Here is a 21195-nt window from a genome sequence, read left to right on the forward strand (position 1 = left end):
CAGACGGCGACAAGCGCGTCTTTCCAGAGCAGCACACGAGGAGACCGTCATATGTTGGGCCAGCGTATCGTTACCGCCGTCATTCTGTTGGCCATTCTGGCCGCCGCGATGATCAGCGCCAACCCCTGGTGGTTCGTCGCCTTGCTGGCCTTGGCCGCCGCCTGCGCCAACTGGGAATGGCTGCGCCTGACGCTGCCCCAGCCCCCGTCCCCCCTGATTTCCATCGGCCTCGCCGTGCTGTTGTTCGGCGGCATGCTGGCGCTTGCCTCGGCCTGGCTTGCCGGTGGCGGCGCGGGTTGGCGCGATCCGGCCTGGGTGATGCGCTATGTGGTGCCCGCCGTCGCCGCCGTCTGGCTGTTCGGCGGGGTTACCGCCGTGGTTCGCGGCCGTTCCGATGCGCCGCCCGCCAGCCTGGGCTGGTCTGTCTTTTCCGTACCCGCCGCCTTTGCCGCCTGGGCCGTGCTGGCGCAGATGTTCGTGGCGCGCGGCGCGGGTTTTGTGGTGTCGCTGCTGGCGCTGGTCTGGGTGGCTGACATTGCCGCGTATTTCGCCGGACGCGCCTTCGGCAAGCGTAAGCTCGCCCCTAGGGTCAGTCCAGGCAAGACCATTGAAGGCGCCATCGCCGGTGTGCTGGGCGCGGTGGTCTGGATCGGGCTGTCCAGCCTGTGGGCCGGCTCATTCGGCTACGCGCTGGTGGAACGCTGGAGCTTCTGGCTGGCCCTGCCTATTGCCGCGCTGCTGGGCGTGGTGTCCATCGTGGGCGACCTGTTCGAATCGCTGCTCAAGCGCCGCGCGGGTCGCAAGGATTCCAGCACGCTGCTGCCCGGCCATGGTGGGGTGTATGACCGGATCGACGCGATTCTTCCCGTCGCGCCGTTTGCGCTAATTTTGTCTGGAGTGCTGTTTTGACGGTTTTTCAACGCGTCGTCGTGCTCGGGTCGACCGGATCGATCGGTGAAAGCACGCTGGATGTGATTGCCCGCCACCCCGAACGCCTGGGGGTTTATGCGCTGTCCGCCCACAGCCGGATGGAGCGTCTGGCCGAGCAGGCCCTGGCCTGCCGCGCCGCCGTCGTGGTGGTGCCGGATGTGGCCGCCCGCAAGCGATTCATCGCAGCCTGGACGGGCGCGCAGCCCATGCCCGACATCCGGGTGGGCGCGCAGGCGCTGGCCGACACGGCGGCGGACCCGCAGTGCGATTCGGTCATGGCGGCCATCGTGGGCGCGGCCGGCTTGCCCGCCGCGCTTGCGGCTGCCCGTAGCGGCAAACGTGTGTTGCTGGCCAACAAGGAAGCGCTGGTCGCCGCGGGCTCGCTCTTCATGCGGGCCGTGCGCGACAACGGCGCGGAACTGCTGCCGATCGATAGCGAACACAATGCCATTTTCCAGTGCCTGCCTCACGGCGGGCGGGCCCAGGCGCCTGATGCGCCCGCGCCGGGCGTACGCCGCCTGTTGCTGACGGCCTCCGGCGGCCCGTTCCGGGGGCGCGATCTCGAAGACCTGCACGATGTGACCCCCGCCCAGGCCTGCGCCCACCCGAACTGGAGCATGGGCCGCAAGATCTCGGTGGACTCCGCGACCATGCTCAACAAGGGCCTGGAAGTGATCGAAGCGCATTGGCTGTTCGCCATGCCCGCCGACCGAATCGAAGTGGTGGTGCACCCGCAAAGCGTCGTGCATTCGATGGTTGAGTACGACGATGGCTCCGTGCTGGCGCAGTTGGGCCAGCCCGACATGCGTACCCCCATTGCCTACGGGCTGGGCTTTCCCGAGCGCCTGGAAAGCGGCGTCGGGCCGCTGGACCTGACCCGCCTGGGCCGCCTGGATTTCGAAAAGCCTGATCTGGCCCGGTTCCCTTGCCTGGCCTTGTCTTTTGACGCCTTGCGCGCCGGGCAGGGCGCCTGCGTGGCGCTCAACGCGGCCAACGAAGTTGCCGTCGCGGCGTTTTTGGACGGCCGCCTTCCCTATACCTGGATCGCGCGAGTGATTGAAGCCACCCTGGAGTGGCAGGCAGGGCAAGCATCTGTTACGCTCAACAGTCTTGACGAGGTGCTGGCGCTGGACGCTGATGCGCGCACCTTCGCAGGAAACCTTGGGCTGGCCTGACGGCTGGCCCCGCTTGCTTCTGATTCCCTAGATCCCGATCCCCATGCTTTTCACCCTGCTGGCCTTTGCCGTAGCGCTTGGCTCACTGATCACCTTCCATGAGCTGGGACACTATTGGGTGGCCCGCCTGTGCGGCGTGAAAGTGCTGCGGTTCTCGTTGGGGTTCGGCAAGGTCATCCTGCGCCGCACTGACAAGCATGGCACCGAATGGGCGGTGTCCGCCTTGCCGCTGGGCGGCTACGTAAAGATGCAGGACGAAGCGCCCGCCGGCGCCACGCCGGCCGAGGCCGCCAGCGCGTTCAACAACAAGCCGGTTGGCCAGCGCATCGCCATCGTCGCGGCCGGCCCGCTATTCAACCTGATCCTTGCCGTCTTCCTTTATGCCGGGCTGAACATGGCCGGCACGGACGAACCGCAGGCCATCATCGCCCAACCCACGGCGGAATCGCCTGCCGCGCAGGCCGGCCTGCTGGCCGGCGACCGCATCCTTGCCATCGATGGCCAAGAGGTCGCGTCGTGGTCGGATGCGCGCTGGCGCCTGATGGACGTCCTGTCCACCGGTGGCCGCGCGCTGGTTGAAGTCAGCACTCCGTCTGGCTCGGTCCAGCAACGTGAGCTGAATTTGCCGCCCAACGCCATGGATCCTTCCGCCGGCGACCCGCTTGCCGCGGCCGGTATCCGCTTGGCTCAGCCCAAGCCGGGCGTGCGCGCCGTCAACGATGGCGGCGAAGGCCAGGCCGCTGGCCTGCGCACCGGCGACACCATCGTCGCCATCAACGGCCAACCCACGCCGGAAACGGGCTCGGTCATCAAGCAGATCCAGCAAAGCGCCGGCCAGACGCTGACGCTGACCCTGCTGCGCGACGGCGCCAATATTTCGCTGAATGTGACGCCGCGCCCCGAACTCGTGAACGGTCAGGAAATTGGCCGGCTGGGCGTCCAGTTGGGCGGCGACGTGCCCATGGTGGCCGTGCGCTATGGCTTGTTCGAAAGCGTGTGGCTGGGTGCGGTACGCACCTGGGACACGGCCTGGTTTTCGCTGCGCATGATGGGCCGCATGGTCACGGGCGATGTCTCGTGGCGCAATGTCAGCGGTCCGGTCACCATCGCGGACTACGCCGGCCAGACCGCCAGAATCGGCATTGTTGCGTATATCGCCTATATTGCGTTGATCAGTATCAGCCTGGGTGTATTAAATTTGCTTCCCATTCCTATGCTGGATGGTGGCCATCTGCTGTACTATCTCGTCGAAATTGTGCGGGGTAGCCCGCCGCCAGCGAGGTGGATCGATATTGGACAACGCGCCGGCATAGGTTTATTGGCAGGCCTTATGGGGCTTGCGCTGTTTAACGATTTCACGCGTTTATTCACCTAATCGCGATTTAGCATAAAATCCCCCGCCATTTGCACGACCGAGGATAGTCAAGGATGTCTTTTCGCCGGATGTTTCATCACAAAAAGGGTGTACTGCCGGGTCTCATCGCCGCATTAATGCTGCCGGCCATGGCCCAAGCCTTCGACCCTTTTGTCGTGCGGGATATCCGCGTAGAAGGGATTCAACGGACTGACGCCGGCACCGTCTTCGGTTATCTCCCCGTTAAAGTGGGCGAGAAATTCACTGAAGAAGAAGCGACCGAGGCCATCCGCCGCCTGTACAGCACGGGCTTTTTCACCGACGTGCAAATCCAGACGGACAACAACGTCGTTGTGGTCGTGGTGCAGGAACGGCCGACCATCGCTTCCGTCAATTTCAACGGCATGCGCGAATTCGACTCCAAGGCGATCACCACATCGCTGGGGCAGGTCGGTTTTGCCGAAGGCCGCATTTTCGACCGCTCCATGCTTGAGCGCGCGGAATACGAACTGAAGCAGCAATACCTGTCCAAGGGCAAGTACGGTGTTGAAGTCACGTCCACCGTGACACCGCTGCCGCGTAACCGCGTTGGCGTGAGCTTTGACGTGTTCGAAGGCGATGTTGCCCGCATCCAGGAAATCCGCTTCGTCGGCAACAAGGCTTTCTCGGAAAGCGATCTGCTCGACGAATTCAAGCTGACCACGCCGGGCTGGCTGACCTGGTACACCGATACCGACAAGTATTCCCGCGAAAAGCTCGAAGGCGACCTGGAACGCCTGCGCTCGTTCTACCTGGACCAGGGTTACCTGGAGTTCTCGGTCGAGCCCCCGCAGGTCACGATTTCGCCCGACCGCAAAGACATCCGCATCACGATTACCGTTCACGAAGGCGAACCCTACAAGGTGCGCAGCGTGAAGCTGGCCGGCAACCTGCTGGGTCTGGACAAGGAAATCAACGCGCTGGTGCAGGTCAAGCCGGACGAGACCTTCTCGGCGGCCAAGGCCAACGATTCCGCCAAGGCCATTACCGATTACCTGGGTGAACTGGGCTACGCGTTTGCCAACGTCAACCCGAACCCGCAACTGGACCGCGCCAAGCACGAAGCCGACCTGACGTTCTACGTCGACCCGAGCCGCCGTGTTTACGTGCGCCGCATCCAGATCGGCGGCAACACCCGCACGCGCGACGAAGTCGTGCGCCGCGAAATGCGCCAGCAGGAAGCCGCCTGGTACGACGCCAAAGACATCAAGACCTCGCGCGACCGTGTCGACCGCCTGGGCTACTTCAGCGACGTCAACGTCAAGACCGATCCGGTTCCGGGCTCGCCCGACCAGGTCGACGTGAACGTCGACGTGAAAGAAAAGCCTACCGGCATGATCAACCTGGGCGTGGGCTACGGTTCGTCTGAAAAGGCGATTCTGTCGGCCGGTATCAGTGAAGACAACGTATTCGGCAGCGGCACCAACCTGACGCTGCAGTTGAACACCAGCAAGACGAACCGCGCGATCGTACTGTCGCACACCGATCCGTACTGGACCAAGGACGGCATCAGCCGCACCACGTCCGCTTACTACCGTGTGACCGAGCCCTGGAACAACAACGACGGTGACTACCGCGTCAAGGCCATCGGCCTGGGCATGAACTTCGGTATCCCGATTTCCGAGTACGACCGGATCTTCCTGGGCGCGAACTTCGAGCACAACCAGATCGACCTGTTCACGAATTCGCCGCAGGCCTACAAGGACTTTGTGGGGCAGTACGGCGATTCGACCAACTCGGTCATCTTCAGCACCGGCTGGTCCAACGACACGCGCGACAGCGCGCTGGCGCCGACCAAGGGCTCGTATACCCGCCTGAAGGCCGACGTGTCCACGGTGGACCTGCAATACACCATGCTGACGGGTCAGCAACAGTACTTCGTGCCCTTGGGCGGTTCCTACACGCTGGCCTTGAACGGCATGGTGGATTGGGGCCGCAGCTACGGCAGCAAGAACTACCCGGTTATCAAGAACGTCTATGCCGGCGGTATCGGCACCGTTCGCGGCTACGAAGGGTCGTCGCTGGGTCCGCGCGATACGCTCACGGGCGACTATCTGGGCGGCACGCGCCGTATCGTGGCCAACGCCCAGTTGTATCTGCCGTTCCCGGGCGCCAGCAAGGACCGCACGCTGCGCTGGTTCATCTTCAGCGACGCCGGCCAGGTTGCGGCCGGCAGTGGTCTGAGCTGCACCCGCGGCCGCGACAACACCGAGGTCGAAGATCCTTGCGGCTGGCGTTTCTCGGCGGGTGTCGGCCTGTCGTGGCAGTCGCCGATGGGACCGTTGCAGTTGTCTTACGCCCGTCCGCTTAACTCCAAGCAGGGCGACGACAAGCAAAGCTTCCAGTTCCAGATCGGTACCGGATTCTAAGCGCGCCGTTACGCTTGAAAACAAGGGAGGGGCCCCGTGGCCCGGCTCCCTTGCTGTTTAGTGGCACAATACACACTTTGGCTTTGCCTTACGGAAGGTGAGATTTTCATGATGTCTGATTTCGCACTTAAATCATCGAATACGCCGCGCGCCAAGCGCCGTGGCAAGCTGGGCGGCTCCATTGCCCTGGTGGGTGCGCTCATTCTCGGTTCGGCTGCTGCGATTCCCGCGCAGGCTCAAAACACCAAGATCGGCTTCGTCAACACTGAACGGATTCTGCGTGAATCGGGTCCGGCCAAGACGGCGCAAAGCAAGATCGAAGCCGAATTCAAGAAGCGCGACGACGAACTCCAGCGCCTGAACAACAGCCTGCGTTCGCAAGCCGAGAAGTTCGACAAGGACGCGCCCGTTCTGTCGGAGTCGGATCGCGTGAAGCGCCAGCGCGAGCTGTCCAATCTGGATACCGACCTGCAACGCAAGCGTCGTGAATTCCAGGAAGACTTCAACCGCCGCCGCAATGAAGAATTCTCGGGCATCGTGACGAAGGCCAACGAGGCCATCAAGCGCATCGCCGAGCAAGAAAGCTACGACCTGATCATCCAGGACGCCGTGACGGTCAACCCGCGCATCGACATCACCGACAAGGTGATTCAGAGCCTGGGCAAGTAAGCAGTACCCGTCGCACCATGCCGGTTTTACTGGATCTTGCCCGCGCGCCGACCCTTGAAGCACTGTTGAGCGCCGCCAATACCCAGGGTATGGACTGGCGCATCAGCGCGCCTCCCGGCGTCGAACCCTTCAAGGTCCGCGGTATCGGGACCTTGTCTTCGGCAGGTAGCCAGGAAATCACTTTCCTGGCCAACCCGCGCTACCAGAGCCAACTTGGGTCCACGCAGGCGGGGGCGGTCATCGTCTCGGCTGACGTGGCCGAAGCGCTGGAAGCCGAGGGGGCCGTGCGGCCTCCCTTTGCGCTGGTCGTCTGCAAGCACCCCTATCTGCTGTACGCCCGCGTGGCGCAATGGTTCGACGCCGCGCGTCGGCCGGCGCTGCCGGGGTCCACGCATCCTTCCGCCGTCGTGGCGCCTGATGCCGTCCTCGAAGAGGGCGTGCGTATTGGCCCTAATTGCGTGGTGGAAGCGGGTGCGCGCATCGGTCGCGACACCATTCTTGGGCCAGGCTGCGTCGTGGGGGTGGGTTCGTCCATCGGCGCGGGCAGCCTCCTGCACGCACACGTCACCCTTTACGAAGGCGTGAAAGTGGGCGAACGGGCCATCATCCACAGCGGCGCCGTGCTGGGCGCGGACGGTTTCGGCTTTGCGCCGGACCCGACGCTGGGGCAGGGCGCTTGGGGCAAGATTCCCCAATTGGGCGGCGTGTCCGTAGGCAACGATGTCGAAATCGGGGCCAACACCACCATCGACCGGGGCGCCCTGGACGACACCGTGGTGTCCGACGGCGTCAAGCTGGACAACCAGATCATGGTGGCGCACAACGTGCGCATCGGCGCGCACACCGCGGTAGCGGCATGTGTCGGCATCGCCGGGTCCACGACCATCGGCGAACGCTGCACCATCGGCGGCGCCTCGATGCTGTCCGGCCATTTGACCTTGGGCGACGACGTGCACATTTCAGGTGGCACGGCGGTCACCTCAAGCATTAACAAGCCAGGCCGCTATACGGGCGTGTTCCCGTATGCCGAGCATGGAGAATGGCAGCGCAACGCCGCCGTGATACAACAGTTGGCGCAACTGCGCCGCCGCGTGCGCACGCTGGAAAAAGATTAAGGGGCGCGATTGCCGCCTCGGCGTGCACGCGCCAAAATAATTTCATCTCGCAGGAAAGCATAGAAAAATGGAACTCGACATCAAGGGGATCATGGAGAGGCTGCCGCATCGTTATCCGATGCTGCTGATTGATCGTGTCGTTGAAATGGTGCCCGGCAAGTCTATCGTCGCCATCAAGAATGTCTCGATCAATGAACCGTTTTTCAACGGCCACTTTCCCCACCATCCGGTGATGCCGGGCGTGCTCATCGTGGAAGCCATGGCCCAGGCCTCGGCGCTGTTCTCGTTTACCGACGAAAACGGCGGGCTGAAGTGCGATAGCTCCAAAACCGCCTACTACCTGGTCGGCGTCGATGGCGCGCGCTTCCGCCGCCCCGTTGTGCCTGGCGATCAACTGCGCATTGAAGTCGAAGCCGAACGCCTGAGCCGCAGCATCTGTAAGTACGCCGCGCGCGCGACGGTTGACGGACAAGAAGTGGCGGCCGCCAAACTGATGTGCGCGATTCGTAGCCTGGAAGAGTAAATGGCAGGAAACATCCACCCTACCGCGGTCGTTGACCCGGCGGCAAAAATCGACCCGAGCGCCGTAATCGGCCCGTTCGCCGTGGTGGGGCCAGACGTCACCATCGGCGCGGGGACCGAAATCGGCCCGTACTGCATGGTTGATGGCGTGACCACCATCGGGCGCGATAATCGCTTTTATCGCTACTGCTCGATCGGCGGCATGCCGCAAGACAAGAAGTACGCAGGCGAAAAAACGCGCTTGACGATCGGCGACCGCAATACCGTGCGCGAATTTGTCACGCTGAACACGGGCACCGTCCAAGACGGCGGCGAAACCACGCTCGGCAACGACAACTGGATCATGGCGTATGTGCACGTTGCACACGATTGCCACGTCGGCAGCCATACGATCCTGGCCAACGCGGTGCAACTGGGCGGACACGTGCATGTGGGTGATTGGGCCATCATCGGCGGCCTGACCGGCGTGCATCAGTTCGCGCGCGTGGGTGCGCACACGATGACGGGCGGCAACAGTTCGCTCATGCAGGACTCGCCGCCTTTCGTGCTGGCGGCCGGCAACCCGTGCCGCCCCGTCGGCATCAACGTCGAAGGTCTGAAGCGCCGCGGCTTTACGCCAGTGATGGTGTCGGCGCTGCGCGAAGCCTACAAAATCATCTACCGCCGTGGTTTGCCCCTGGACGCCGCGCGCGCCGAGCTCCACAAGCGCCAGCAGGAAATTCCCGAAGCGGCCGAGCATCTGCAAACGATGCTTGATTTTCTGGACGTCGCATCGCGCGGCATCATTCGTCCATGAATACGCGGATCGGCATGGTGGCCGGCGAGCCTTCGGGCGACTTGCTGGCCGGTCGTATCATTGCCGGTCTGCAAGCGCGCGATGCTGGCGTGCGCTGCGAAGGCATCGGCGGGCCGCAGATGCAGGCGCGCGAATTCGATACCTGGCATCCCATGCATGCGCTGACCGTGTTCGGCTACGTCGATGCACTCAAGCGCCTGCCCAGCTTGCTTTCCACGTATCGCGACGTCAAACGACGCTGGCTGGCCGAGCCGCCCAAGGTGTTCGTGGGCATCGACGCGCCTGATTTCAATTTGCGGCTGGAACATCAACTGCGCTTGGGCGGCACGCCCACGGTGCATTTCGTGGGGCCGTCCATCTGGGCGTGGCGCTACGAGCGCATCCACAAGATCCGCGAGTCGGTGTCGCACATGCTGGTGCTGTTCCCGTTCGAGGAAGAGATCTACCGGAAGGAAAACATTCCGGTGACCTATGTGGGCCATCCGCTTGCCGGCGCCATTCCCATGCAGCCGGACCGCGCCGCCGCGCGCGCCAGCCTGGGGATCGATCCGAACGCGCGCGTGCTGGCCATCCTGCCGGGCAGCCGCGCGTCTGAGATCCGCCTGCTGGCGCCGCGCTTTCTTCAAGCGGCGCAATTGCTGCTGAAAAAAGACCCTGCCTTGCAGTGCGTCGTGCCCATGGTCAACGACCAGCGGCGCGCCGAATTCCTGGCGATTCTGGCCGAGCATCCCGTGCCCGGCCTGCGCTGCATTACCGCTGATGATCTGCACGGCGCAGGCGGCGATCGCAAGGCGCCGGTGGCGTGGTCGGTCATGGAAGCCGCCAATGCCGTGCTGGTGGCCAGCGGTACCGCCACGCTGGAAACGGCGCTGTACAAGCGGCCCATGGTGATTTCCTACGTGTTGTCGCCGTGGATGCGCCGCATCATGACCTGGAAGTCGGGGCAGCAACGGCCGTATCTGCCGTGGGTGGGCCTGCCCAACGTGCTGCTGCGCGACTTCGCGGTACCCGAATTGCTGCAAGACGATGCCACGCCGGAAAAACTGGCGGAGGCAAGCTGGGCGTCGTTGAGCGACGATGCGTTGATTGCCCGCGTCGAGGTCCGCTTTACCGCCATGCACCAGGAATTGCTGCGCGACACGCCGGCCCTGGCTGCCCAGGCGATCCTGGAGGTGGCGGGTGGAGCAGCCTGACCTGTTCGCGGCCCCGGTGCAGCCCGCCATGGTGACGGCCGGCGTCGACGAGGCGGGCCGTGGCCCCTTGGCGGGCGCCGTCTATGCGGCGGCGGTGATCCTGAACCCCGCGCGCCCCATCGACGGGCTGGCGGATTCCAAGGTGCTCAAGGCGGCTACCCGCGAAGCCCTGGCGCTTGAGATCCAGGAATACGCATTGGCCTGGTGCATTGCCAGCGCCAGCGTAGAAGAGATCGACACCCTGAATATTCTGCGCGCCACCATGCTGGCGATGCAGCGGGCAGTGCAGGGGCTGTCCATACCGGCGCAGCTTGCGCTGGTGGATGGCAACCAGGCGCCCAAGCTGGGCTGCACGGTGCAGACCGTCATCAAGGGCGACGCGCTGGTGCCCGCGATTTCGGCGGCGTCCATCCTGGCCAAGACCGCGCGTGACGCCGATCTACTGCGCCTGCATGGCCTGTATCCCCAATATGCGTTCGACCAGCACAAGGGCTACGGCACGGCGCTGCACTTGCAGATGCTGCGTGAACATGGCCCCTGCGCCGAACATCGGCGCAGTTTCGCGCCCATCAAGGCATTCGACCTGGCGTCATGAAGCACATCAGTTCCCGCGAGAACCCGGCCGTCAAGGCGCTGGCCAAGCTGGCCGGTACGGCCGGCAAGCGCGGCGCGCCCGTCCTGCTTGATGGCGTGCACCTGTGCCAAGCCTGGTTGCAACACCATGGCGCGCCCGATCAAGCGATTTTCGATGTTGATCGCCTGTCACAACCCGATCTTGCCGCGCTTGCCGCCGCTGTGCCCGATGAGCGCTGCCTGGCGTTGGACGCGCGCTTGATGCAATCGTTGGCCAGCGTGGAAAGCGGGCAGGGCGTGGCGTTTCTGGTGACCCCGCCCATTCTGGACATGCCGGTCACCGTGGAAGAAAACTGCGTGCTGTTCGATCGTATCCAGGACCCCGGCAACGTCGGCACCTTGTTGCGCACGTGCGCCGCCGCCGGTGTGAAGCGTGTGTTCCTGGCAACCGGCACGGCCGCTGCCTGGTCGCCGAAAGTCTTGCGCAGCGGGCAGGGCGCCCATTTTTCGCTGTCTATCCACGAACACGTTGATCTGACGGATCTGCTTGCGCAGTTGCGGGTGCCATTGGTAGCCACGGCCCTGGACGGCGCGCAAAACCTGTATTCCGGTGCCCTGCCGCAACGGTGCGCATGGGTCTTCGGGCATGAAGGCCAAGGCGTGGCGCCAGCGCTGCTGGCGGCGGCCAGCCTTAAAGTCTGCATCCCGCATGACATGGACGCCGTTGAATCGTTGAATGTCGGCGCGGCCGCCGCGGTTTGCCTGTTCGAGCAGCGCCGTCAGGCGCTGGCCTCCCCAGCTCACTGACAAGGCGCGCTGACAAAGCGCAATCCCGCACCGCCATCATGGAAACTGTCGCGACGCGGCATGTTTTGTAAAAGCCTGTCGTACTCATATACTTCACGCTTTTGCAAATCCGAGGTGGCTATGGCGTCATCGCTGTTTCATAGATTTCAGGCGCGCGTTACGCGCAGGGCGCAGGGCCTGCTGCTGGCGTCTTGCGTGGTTGGGCTGGCGGGATGCATGTCGGTCAGTACGCAGAAGATCGGCATGGTGCCCGTGGCGGCGGCAGATCCCGTCTACACGATTCAACTGTCCAGGATGGTCATTGCGTCGTTGCCGAACGAAAGCAGCGTAACGCTGCGTTCGGGCTCGCAATGGCGCCGTGTGGGTGCCCTGCCGCAAGGCGATGTCTATCGCGCCCAGGACGGCTTGTTCACGATTCAAACCCGGCGTCAGGGCGAGGCCTATCTGGTTGCCTCGTCTGGCCGACTGCTCGGTTTTTATTTGCCGGGCGAAAGCGCATACCTGCCGCTTACTCGTCCTGTCACCTTGCCCGTGGAGATGCGTCAATGAAATCGTGGTTCAAAGGCCTGGCGGCAACCGCCATCGTGACCGTGCTGGCGGGTTGCGCCGGCGGCAAGTATGAAGCGCTGCAAGGCAGCATCCCGCCCATTGCCCAGGGTAATGGCCGCATCTATTTCTATCAGCCGCAGCCGACCAATCTGGCAGCCGCGCAGCAAAAGATGCGCGTCAATGGCGAAGTGGTCGGGCGCAACAAGCCGGGCGCGTTTTTCTTTGTTGACCGGCCCGCCGGCAGCTACGTCGTGACCAACCTGTATTGGACCGGCGACGGCGTGAGCTTCATGCTGGACCCCGGCCAGACGCGCTATATCCGAGTCATGGCCGAGGTGTATGGCGCCACGGGAGCCGTGGGCAAATTGTCGATGCACTTGGTTGATCCACCCGAATTGGCGGAAAACGAAATGCGCGGCCTGCGCTATTGGGGAGCCGCCAGCCCAGAACGGGTGCCAGGCCTGTAAGGCCCGGCGCTCAATTTGTTCTGCCCGCTCACACCGCTCAACCCCGATCCAGCCCCACTTCCTGCAGCACCGTCGTGGCGATCTCTTCGATCGACTTGGTGGTGCTGGACAGCCACGAAATGCCCTCGCGGCGCATCATGCGTTCGGCTTCCGCCACTTCGTAACGGCACTGCTCAAGTTGCGAATAGCGGCTGTTGGGGCGGCGTTCGTTGCGGACTTCGGCCAAGCGTTCGGGCTGGATGGACAAGCCAAACAGCTTGCCGCGGTGCGGCGCGATGGTCGAGGGCAGGGTGCCGCGTTCGAAGTCATCAGGCGTCAGCGGGAAGTTGGCCGCCTTGATGGCGTACTGCATGGCCAGGTACAGGCTGGTGGGCGTCTTGCCGCAGCGGGACACGCCCACCAGGATGACGTCGGCCTGGTCCAGTTGATTCACGAACTGGCCATCGTCATGCGCCAGGCTGAAGTTGATGGCGTCGATTCGGTTGCGGTATTTTTCCGAATTGGCCTGCATGTGCGAGCGGCCGATGGAGTGGCTGGACTTCAAGCCCAGCGCCTGCTCGATATGGCTGACGAAGGTGCCGAACAGGTCCATGAAAATGCCGTTCGCCTGGCGAACACGCGCCAGGATCTCGGGGTTGACCAGGGTGCTGAACACAATGGGCGGCACGCCGGCTTCAAGCGCGCTGCGGTCGATGCGCATGGCGACCTCGGCCGCCTTCTCCAGCGTGTCGACAAAGGGCAGCCGGATGGGCTTGAATTCCACCTCTTCGAACTGGGACAGCACCGACTGGCTGAAGGTCTCGGCGGTGATGCCGGTACTGTCGGAAACGATGTATACCGTGCGTGCGATCGGGGTAGATGTCATGTGTAAAAAATTCCAACCAGTCAGATAGCCGAGGGTACTCCACCGAGTACAATCAGGCCCCTATAAGTCACCCCAAGGGCGGTCCAAGGCCAGTTTGGTCAGCGTCTGAAAAAGCGGATTTTTCCGCCGATTCGTGCTTTGACCTAACTCGCTTTCATTCCATTGTAAAAGGTGACTTCAATGTCGTACGTTGTTTTGTTCGAGCAGCTCCGCATGACGGACGTGGACTCGGTAGGAGGCAAGAACGCATCACTAGGCGAAATGATCAGCCAGCTGTCTGGCGCGGGTGTCCGCGTACCGGGCGGCTTTGCCACGACCGCCGACGCTTTCCGCGATTTTCTGAAGGCCTCGGGCCTGGATCAGCGCATTGCTGAACGCCTGACGACGCTGAACCCCGAAGACGTGCGCGAGCTGGCCAACGCCGGCGCGCAGATCCGCCAATGGATCGTCGAAGCGCCGTTCTCGGCTGAATTCGAAGCACAAATCCGTGCAGCCTTTGCCAAGCTCGATGCTGACGGCAAGGGCTCGTTTGCCGTGCGCTCGTCCGCCACGGCGGAAGACCTGCCCGACGCGTCCTTCGCCGGCCAGCAGGAAACCTTCCTGAACGTTGTGGGCATCGATGACGTGCTGGACAAGATCCGCCACGTGTTCGCGTCGCTGTACAACGACCGCGCCATTTCCTATCGCGTGCACAAGGGCTACGCCCACGCCGACGTCGCCCTGTCGGCCGGCATCCAGCGCATGGTGCGTTCCGACAAGGGCAGCGCCGGCGTCATGTTCACCATCGACACCGAATCGGGCTTTGAAGACGTTGTGTTCATCACGTCGTCCTACGGCCTGGGCGAAACCGTGGTGCAAGGCGCGGTCAACCCCGACGAGTTCTACGTCTTCAAGCCCACGCTGGCCCAAGGCAAGTTCCCGATCGTTGGCCGCCGCATCGGTTCCAAGCTGATCAAGATGGAATTCGACCCGGAGCGTCCGGAAGGCCGCGCCGTGCGTACCGTTGACGTGCCCGTGTCCGAGCGCAACCGCTATTCGCTGACCGACGACGAGGTCAATGAACTGGCCCGCTACGCCGTCATCATCGAAAAGCACTACAAGCGCCCGATGGACATCGAGTGGGGCCGTGATGGGGTCGACGGCAAGATCTACATCCTGCAAGCGCGCCCGGAAACGGTGAAGTCGCAGCAAGGCGTGAACGATGTGCAGCAACGTTACCGCCTGAAGGCCACCGGCCAGGTCCTGATCACCGGCCGCGCAATCGGCCAGAAGATCGGCGCCGGCCCGGTCCGCGTGGTGGGCGACATCTCCGACATGGACAAGGTCCAGCCGGGCGACGTGCTGGTCACCGACATGACGGATCCCAACTGGGAACCCGTGATGAAGCGTGCCGCGGCCATCGTGACGAACCGTGGCGGCCGTACCTGCCACGCCGCGATCATCGCGCGCGAACTGGGCATTCCGGCGGTGGTGGGTTGCGGTAACGCCACTGACCTGCTGAAGGAAGGCCAGGCTGTGACCGTGTCTTGCGCGGAAGGCGACGAAGGCCGCATCTATGACGGCCTGATCGAAACCGAAGTGGAAGAAGTGCGCCGTGGCGAAATGCCCGCCATCGATCTGAAGATCATGATGAACGTGGGCAACCCGCAACTGGCGTTCGACTTCGCGCAGATTCCAAACGGCGGCGTCGGTCTGGCGCGCCTGGAATTCATCATCAACAACAACATCGGCATCCACCCGAAGGCAGTCCTGGACTACCCGAACGTGGACGGCGAACTGAAGAAGGCCGTGGAATCGGCCGCTCGTGGGCACGCCAGCCCGCGCGCGTTCTTCGTCGAGAAGATGGCGGAAGGCGTGGCGACGATTGCCGCCGCGTTCTACCCCAAGCCGGTCATCGTGCGCATGTCGGACTTCAAGTCCAACGAATACCGCAAGCTGGTGGGCGGTTCGCGCTACGAGCCCGAGGAAGAGAACCCGATGCTGGGCTTCCGTGGCGCATCGCGCTACATCGCCGAGGACTTCGCCGAGTGCTTCCGCATGGAATGCGAAGCGCTGAAGAAGGTCCGCGACGACATGGGCCTGACCAACGTTGAAATCATGGTGCCGTTCGTGCGCACGCTGGGTCAGGCCGAAAAGGTTGTGAACCTGCTGGCCAAGCACGGCCTGGCGCGCGGTGAAAACGGCCTGAAGCTGATCATGATGTGCGAAGTGCCGTCCAACGCCATCCTGGCCGACGAATTCCTGCAATTCTTCGACGGCTTCTCGATCGGTTCCAACGACATGACTCAGCTCACGCTGGGCCTGGACCGCGATTCCGGCATGGAGCTCCTGGCCGCCGACTTCGACGAACGCGACGAAGCCGTGAAGTTCATGCTGCGCCGCGCGATCAAGGCATGCCTGGCCGCCAACAAGTACGTGGGTATCTGCGGGCAAGGCCCCAGCGACCATCCGGACTTCGCGCAGTGGTTGAAGGACGAGGGCATCCTGTCGATGTCGCTCAACCCGGATACCGTTGTCGACACCTGGCAGCGCCTGGCCAAGCAATAAGCGGCTGGCGGTTCCAACAAAAAACCCCGCGTCCGATCAGGACGCGGGGTTTTTGCTTGTGGGCGCGAAGAACGGGCGCGAAGAACGGGCGTGTACTAGGCCGCTTTCATTTCACGCGCGATCAATTCGCGCTTGCGGTCGATGCCCCAGCGGTAACCCGCCATCGACCCGTCGGTGCGCACCACGCGGTGGCACGGAATGGCCAGGGCGATGTTGTTGGTGGCGCAGGCGCGGGCCACCGCGCGTACGGCGCGGGGCGCGCCGATGCGTTCGGCCACCTGCGTGTACGTGGCCGTCGTGCCCACCGGAATGTCGCGCAGCGCTTCCCACACACGGCGCTGAAAGGCGGTGCCGCGCACGTCCAGCGGCAGGTCCAGCCCGCGCGACGGGTCTTCGACGAAACTCACCACGGCGGCCACCCAGGTTTCGAATTCAGCGTCCGCGCCGATCAGGCGCGCGGCCTTGAAGCGGTCTTGCAGGTTGCGAACCAATTGTTCGGGGTCGACGTCCAGCGATATGTCGCAGATGCCCGTGCCCGTGGCCGCCACCAACAGCGCGCCCAGCGAACATTGCGCCACGGCGAAACGGATGTCGATGCCCGCGCCGTTCTTTCGAAAGGCGGTGGGGGTCATGCCCAGGATGGCGGGGGCGGCTTCGTAGAACCGTCCGCTGGAGTTGAAGCCAGCGTCGTACATGGCGTCGGTGACGCTGGCGCTGGTTTCCAGTTGTTGGCGCGCCCGGGCGGCGCGCAGCGCGTTGGCGTAGGCCTTGGGCGTAATCCCCGTGGCCGCCTTGAACACGCGGTGAAAGTGAAAGCGGCTCATGCCGGCCTGTTCGGCCAGCGTGGTCAGGTCGGGCGGCTGCTCGGCCTCCAGGGCGCGGCAGGCGCGTTCGACCACGCTGGCGTGTTGCTTGCTTAACAAGGCGGCGGTGGATTGCTGTGTGCTCGAGAGGGCTGCGGCGGGGCTCATCGATGACTCCTGACATGCGCGTAATGGATTGCGCTTTAGGTTCATGGTCTCAGGTGCCGTCCAGCCCCGCACTCCGGATGTTGCGCGCGGCCGCTCAGGCGGGCGCGTAGGCGTCCAGGAAACGGCGCAGCAGCCCGCCCGCCACGGGGGTCGCGCGCACGTTTGCCGTCAAGTCGGGCATGTCCAGGTTTTCGGCGGCGTAACGGCGACTGTAGCGGTCCAGGTGGGCGCGCACAAAATCAGGGCCGAATTCGGGATGGAACTGGGTGGAAAAGACGTTGCGGCCGATGCGGATCATCTGGTGCTCGTCCAGGTCCGAGCGCGCCAGCACGGCCGAGCCGGGGGGCGGTTGCAGCACGGTCTGGGCATGCAGCATCTGCGCGGGGAAGGTGCGGGGCAGGCCGGCCAACAGCTTGTCGCCGGAGGCGGTGGGCAGCAGTTCGACGGTTTGCGTGCCGACTTCGCGGCCCGCCGGGTTGTAGCCCACCTTGCCGCCCAGCGCATACGCCAGCAACTGGTGGCCGTAGCACACGCCGAACATGGGTAGTTCAGCGGCAGCGGCGTCGCGCAGCCAGGCGGCGGTGTCTTCGCTCCAGGGTTCCTTGTCCGTGACCATGGCGGGCGAACCCGTGATCAGCGCGGCGCGGTAGTGGGCGGGGGGCTGGGGCCGTTGGCCCTCGTGTACGGAGACGATTTCGACGGCGTCGGCGGCCAGTCCGGCCGCTTCTTTCAATTGTTCGGCATAGCCGCCGAACTGGCTTTTAAGCATGTCTTCCGGATCGCCGGTGTGCAGGATCAAGACGGGCAGGGCAGGGGATATTGCAGCGGTCATGGATAGGTGTGCTTGGAATAGGCCGACGCGGGCAATCCGGGTGGGACCGGCGCGTCAGGGCACATCATAATCCAGCGCAAACTTTCTTGATGGCGGCTGCCTTACCGTTGCGTCCCGGAAATACGTACAATCCGCACACGACTCATCCTTTCGGGCGGCATTACAACTATGTGGATCTGGCTGGGACTGGCCGCGCTGGCCCTTATTGGGGAATTGGCGACGGGTACTTTCTATCTGCTGCTGGTGGCCTTGGGCCTGGCAGCCGCCGGGGCCGCCGCCTGGTTCGGCAGTGGCCTGGAATGGCAATTGGTGGCGTGCGGCGTGGTGTTGCTGCTGGGCTTGCTGGTGTTGCGCAAGACGCGCGTGCTGAAAAAGCGTGAAGTCAATTCCGCGCGCAACGCCGACGTGAATCTGGATATCGGCCAGACGGTTTCCGTGGAATCGTGGTCCGAACACGGCACCACCCGCGTCTGGTATCGCGGCGCCCATTGGCAGGCCGAACTGGCGCCGGGGCAAACGCCCGCCGCCGGCGAATACATCATTACCGAACTGCGCGGCTCGACTCTGGTGCTGACGCCCATGGGCGCGCCGGGTACGGCAAGGTAGAACCGGATCGCGCCATGCGCGGTCCGCAAGGCGCTCTTGGCTTCTGGCCGGAGCGCCATCGCATTTACTCCAGGAGAGGTTCCAAATCATGATCGATACATCCACTATCGTCCTGCTCGTTGTTGTCGCGCTGGCGGTCCTGATCGTTATCAAGTCGATTGCCATCGTGCCCCAACAGCATGCTTGGGTGGTCGAGCGCCTGGGTAAGTTCGACCGCGTCCTGTCGCCCGGCGCGGGCTTTGTCATCCCCTTCATCGAGCGCGTGTCCTACAAGCATTCGCTGAAGGAAATCCCGCTGGACGTGCCCAGCCAGGTTTGCATCACGCGCGACAACACGCAGTTGCAGGTTGACGGCGTGCTGTACTTCCAGGTGACTGACCCGATGCGCGCGTCGTACGGTTCGTCGAACTACATCTCGGCCATCACGCAGTTGGCGCAAACCACCTTGCGTTCGGTCATCGGCAAGATGGAACTGGACCGCACCTTTGAAGAGCGCGACTCCATCAACAGCAACATCGTGTCGTCGCTGGACGAAGCCGCGCTGAACTGGGGCGTGAAGGTGCTGCGCTACGAGATCAAGGACTTGACGCCGCCCAACGAGATCCTGCGTTCGATGCAGGCGCAGATTACCGCCGAACGTGAAAAGCGCGCGCTGATCGCGGCCTCGGAAGGCCGCCGCCAGGAACAGATCAACATCGCCACCGGCGAACGCGAAGCCGCCATTGCACGTTCGGAAGGCGAGAAGCAGGCCCAGATCAACCAGGCGCAAGGTGAAGCCGCCGCGGTGCTGGCCATTGCCGAAGCCACCGCCAAGGCGATTACGCAGGTGGCCGACGCCGTGCGTCAGCCGGGCGGCATGGAAGCCGTCAACCTGAAGGTGGCCGAGCGCTACGTCGAAGCGTTCGCCAATGTGGCCAAGGAAGGCAACACGCTGATCCTGCCGGCCAACATGTCGGACGTGGGCGGCATGATCGCCTCGGCCATGACCATCGTGAAAGCCACGCGCAACACCTGACCCCGCGCTTCGCGGCGCGCCACCCATGATCGCTCCCGTTAATTTGCTTTTGATAGCAGCACTGGCGGGGGTGCTATCGCTCTGCGTGCTGGGGTCGCTGGCTCGCAGCGGCATGGCCGGCATCCGCGAAACCATACGCGCCAACTTGCTCACGCTGTTGGCGTTTTTTACGTTTGCGCTTCAGAACACGTCGGCGCCCTGGTGGTTGTCGGTGGTGGTGCCGAACGCGGCGATCGGGCTTGCGCTGTTCTCGTACTACTCGGGCGTGCGGCGGCTGTTGGGGCTAAGCGTGCCCAAGCACCTGATGACGTTGGCTTGCCTGCTGGCGCTGGTGGTGCTGCTGGTCTACACCTATGTGGATTGGCGGGTCGGGCCGCGCATCGTGGCGATGTCGCTGCTGCAAATGGGCTTTCTGCTGGCGGTGGCCGTCACGGTCCAGCGCAACATGCCGACGCAGCGTTCCCGCTATAGCTACCGCTTCGTGTGGGCGGTGTCGGTCATTTCTGCGGCGCTCTGCGCGTTGCGGGCCGCCGTCTATCTGCTGGATCTGGCGGTGCCGCTACCGTTGCTGGAACCCAGCGCCTGGAACATTGCCTTCCTGACCCTGGGCGTGCTGATCATGCCGTGCCTGACGCTGGGCACCATCATGATCATCCACGACCGCATGCTGGCTGACCGCGAGCAAGAGGCGAATACGGATTTCCTGACGGGGCTGATGTCGCGCAAGGCGTGGTGGATGCAGGCCGAGCGCTATTGCGCGCAGGCGCTGCGCACGCGCCGTCCCTTGACCTTGCTGCTGCTGGATGTCGATTATTTCAAGCGTATCAACGATACGCATGGGCACGTGGCGGGCGATGCCGTGCTGCGCCATTTCGGTTTGCTGGCCACGGCCACGTTGCGCACGGGTGACCATGTCGGCCGCGTGGGCGGCGAGGAATTTGGAGTGTTGTTTCCGGACATGCGCGGTGACGCGGTCATGGACGTGGCGGCCCGGCTGCTGGATTCCGTGCGCCGCACGCCTTGCGCGCATGGCGGCAGCACCATTTCCTATACGTTCAGCGCGGGCGTGGCCGAGTGGGTGCCCGGCGAAAACTTGCAGGTGTTTTTCGAACGCGCCGACCGCAAGCTCTACAGAGCCAAGGAGGCGGGGCGCAACCGCATCGTCGGGCCGGGCGAGCCGGCCGAGCGATTGCCGGCGGCGGCCTGAACCGATCGCCCTTGTCGAAGCGGACTTGTCGAAGCGAACTTGTTCAATCGCCCTCGTTCAAACGGACGGGTTCAATCGTCTTTGTCTTTGCGCGGGGCGCGCGTGTCGTGCTTCATGATGCGTTCTTTTTCACGCTGCCAGTCTTTTTCGCGCGCGGTATCGCGCTTGTCGAACAGCTTCTTGCCACGGCCCAGCGCGAAGTCCAGCTTGATGCGCCCGTTCTTGTAGTGCAGGTTCAACGGCACCAGCGTGTAGCCGCGCTGCTCGACCTTGCCGATGAGCTTGCTGATTTCCTCGGCCTTGAGCAGCAGCTTGCGCGTGCGCATGGCGTCGGGGTGGATATGGGTGGAGGCGGTGGGCAGCGGGCTGACGTGCATGCCCAGCAGGTACAGTTCGCCATCGCGTACGATGACGTAGCTTTCCTTTAGCTGCACGCGGCCGTCACGGATCGCTTTGACTTCCCAGCCTTGCAGGACAAGGCCGGCTTCGTAGCGGTCTTCAATGAAATAGTCGTGCGAGGCCTTGCGGTTGTCGATAATGCTCATAACGCCTTTTTTGCTGATAACGCCAATTTGCTCGCTGCGAAGCGCCTCA

Annotated in this window: 21 protein-coding genes; 17 read left to right on the plus strand and 4 right to left on the minus strand. The window is 63.7% G+C overall.

The genetic code is table 11. The annotated features are described in order from the left end of the window. The first annotated feature begins 51 nt into the window (after window positions 1-51). The 13 genes from CVS48_RS17145 (at window position 52) to CVS48_RS17205 (ending at window position 12558) form a co-directional block, all read left to right on the plus strand. Window positions 52-909, plus strand: coding sequence for a phosphatidate cytidylyltransferase (locus CVS48_RS17145; protein WP_100855476.1), 858 nt, complete (start codon window positions 52-54; stop codon window positions 907-909). After that, entirely contained in the window at window positions 906-2105 is a 1200-nt protein-coding gene (locus CVS48_RS17150) for a 1-deoxy-D-xylulose-5-phosphate reductoisomerase (protein ID WP_100855477.1), read from the plus strand. Before CVS48_RS17145 ends, CVS48_RS17150 begins: the two co-directional genes overlap by 4 nt. A 43-nt stretch (window positions 2106-2148) precedes the next feature. Beyond that, window positions 2149-3480, plus strand: coding sequence for an RIP metalloprotease RseP (rseP, locus tag CVS48_RS17155; RefSeq protein ID WP_100855478.1), 1332 nt, complete (start codon window positions 2149-2151; stop codon window positions 3478-3480). Window positions 3481-3533: 53 nt separating this feature from the next. Further along, entirely contained in the window at window positions 3534-5867 is a 2334-nt protein-coding gene (gene bamA, locus CVS48_RS17160; RefSeq protein WP_100855479.1) for an outer membrane protein assembly factor BamA, read from the plus strand. A gap of 108 nt (window positions 5868-5975) precedes the next feature. Continuing rightward, window positions 5976-6536, plus strand: a complete 561-nt coding sequence (locus CVS48_RS17165; RefSeq protein WP_046807180.1) for an OmpH/Skp family outer membrane protein — start codon at window positions 5976-5978, stop codon at window positions 6534-6536. Between the two features lie 17 nt (window positions 6537-6553). Continuing rightward, window positions 6554-7651: a UDP-3-O-(3-hydroxymyristoyl)glucosamine N-acyltransferase gene (gene lpxD, locus CVS48_RS17170; RefSeq protein ID WP_100855480.1), complete on the plus strand. Its 1098-nt coding sequence runs from the start codon at window positions 6554-6556 to the stop codon at window positions 7649-7651. A gap of 67 nt (window positions 7652-7718) precedes the next feature. Beyond that, window positions 7719-8174, plus strand: coding sequence for a 3-hydroxyacyl-ACP dehydratase FabZ (gene fabZ, locus CVS48_RS17175; RefSeq protein WP_100855481.1), 456 nt, complete (start codon window positions 7719-7721; stop codon window positions 8172-8174). After that, window positions 8175-8969, plus strand: coding sequence for an acyl-ACP--UDP-N-acetylglucosamine O-acyltransferase (gene lpxA / locus CVS48_RS17180; protein WP_100855482.1), 795 nt, complete (start codon window positions 8175-8177; stop codon window positions 8967-8969). It begins immediately after the preceding gene. Further along, window positions 8966-10162, plus strand: coding sequence for a lipid-A-disaccharide synthase (lpxB, locus tag CVS48_RS17185; RefSeq protein WP_100855483.1), 1197 nt, complete (start codon window positions 8966-8968; stop codon window positions 10160-10162). Before lpxA ends, lpxB begins: the two co-directional genes overlap by 4 nt. Next, the gene (gene rnhB / locus CVS48_RS17190) at window positions 10149-10757 is read left to right on the plus strand and encodes a ribonuclease HII (protein WP_419191439.1); all 609 of its coding nucleotides are present in this window, start codon (window positions 10149-10151) and stop codon (window positions 10755-10757) included. The genes lpxB and rnhB overlap by 14 nt, the downstream gene beginning before the upstream one ends. Then, window positions 10754-11542, plus strand: coding sequence for a TrmH family RNA methyltransferase (locus CVS48_RS17195; protein WP_100855484.1), 789 nt, complete (start codon window positions 10754-10756; stop codon window positions 11540-11542). Before rnhB ends, CVS48_RS17195 begins: the two co-directional genes overlap by 4 nt. Window positions 11543-11758: 216 nt before the next feature. Then, window positions 11759-12091, plus strand: coding sequence for a hypothetical protein (locus tag CVS48_RS17200; RefSeq protein ID WP_242001245.1), 333 nt, complete (start codon window positions 11759-11761; stop codon window positions 12089-12091). Further along, entirely contained in the window at window positions 12088-12558 is a 471-nt protein-coding gene (locus tag CVS48_RS17205; RefSeq protein ID WP_100855486.1) for a DUF2846 domain-containing protein, read from the plus strand. Before CVS48_RS17200 ends, CVS48_RS17205 begins: the two co-directional genes overlap by 4 nt. 37 nt (window positions 12559-12595) lie before the next feature. Here the strand turns inward: CVS48_RS17205 and ppsR are convergent, their stop codons facing one another. Further along, window positions 12596-13423 (minus strand): posphoenolpyruvate synthetase regulatory kinase/phosphorylase PpsR, encoded by an 828-nt coding sequence (gene ppsR, locus CVS48_RS17210; RefSeq protein ID WP_100855487.1) that lies wholly within the window; start codon window positions 13421-13423, stop codon window positions 12596-12598. Between the two features lie 180 nt (window positions 13424-13603). Between ppsR and ppsA the strand changes: the two genes are divergently transcribed. Further along, on the plus strand, window positions 13604-15970 hold the full coding sequence (ppsA, locus tag CVS48_RS17215) for a phosphoenolpyruvate synthase (protein ID WP_100855488.1): 2367 nt from the start codon (window positions 13604-13606) through the stop codon (window positions 15968-15970). Between the two features lie 95 nt (window positions 15971-16065). Here the strand turns inward: ppsA and CVS48_RS17220 are convergent, their stop codons facing one another. Both CVS48_RS17220 and CVS48_RS17225 read right to left on the minus strand, forming a co-directional pair. Further along, entirely contained in the window at window positions 16066-16941 is an 876-nt protein-coding gene (locus CVS48_RS17220; RefSeq protein ID WP_100855489.1) for a bifunctional transcriptional activator/DNA repair enzyme AdaA, read from the minus strand. Window positions 16942-17035: 94 nt separating this feature from the next. Then, on the minus strand, window positions 17036-17773 hold the full coding sequence (locus tag CVS48_RS17225; protein ID WP_100855490.1) for a glutamine amidotransferase: 738 nt from the start codon (window positions 17771-17773) through the stop codon (window positions 17036-17038). Between the two features lie 168 nt (window positions 17774-17941). On the opposite strand from CVS48_RS17225, the gene CVS48_RS17230 reads away from it, so the two are divergent. The 3 genes from CVS48_RS17230 (at window position 17942) to CVS48_RS17240 (ending at window position 20601) form a co-directional block, all read left to right on the plus strand. Continuing rightward, window positions 17942-18379 carry an NfeD family protein gene (locus CVS48_RS17230; RefSeq protein WP_100855491.1) on the plus strand — a complete coding sequence of 146 codons (438 nt, stop codon included), beginning with the start codon at window positions 17942-17944 and terminating at the stop codon, window positions 18377-18379. An 88-nt stretch (window positions 18380-18467) separates the two neighbouring features. Further along, the gene (locus CVS48_RS17235; protein ID WP_100855492.1) at window positions 18468-19394 is read left to right on the plus strand and encodes an SPFH domain-containing protein; all 927 of its coding nucleotides are present in this window, start codon (window positions 18468-18470) and stop codon (window positions 19392-19394) included. 25 nt (window positions 19395-19419) lie between these two features. After that, a complete protein-coding gene (locus tag CVS48_RS17240) occupies window positions 19420-20601 on the plus strand; it encodes a GGDEF domain-containing protein (RefSeq protein WP_100855493.1) in 1182 nt (393 codons plus the stop codon). A 71-nt stretch (window positions 20602-20672) separates the two neighbouring features. Here the strand turns inward: CVS48_RS17240 and smpB are convergent, their stop codons facing one another. Beyond that, window positions 20673-21146, minus strand: coding sequence for an SsrA-binding protein SmpB (smpB, locus tag CVS48_RS17245; RefSeq protein WP_006219123.1), 474 nt, complete (start codon window positions 21144-21146; stop codon window positions 20673-20675). Window positions 21147-21195 lie beyond the last annotated feature (49 nt).

The sequence above is a fragment of the Achromobacter spanius genome, from assembly GCF_002812705.1.
Taxonomy (GTDB): Bacteria; Pseudomonadota; Gammaproteobacteria; order Burkholderiales; family Burkholderiaceae_B; genus Achromobacter; species Achromobacter spanius.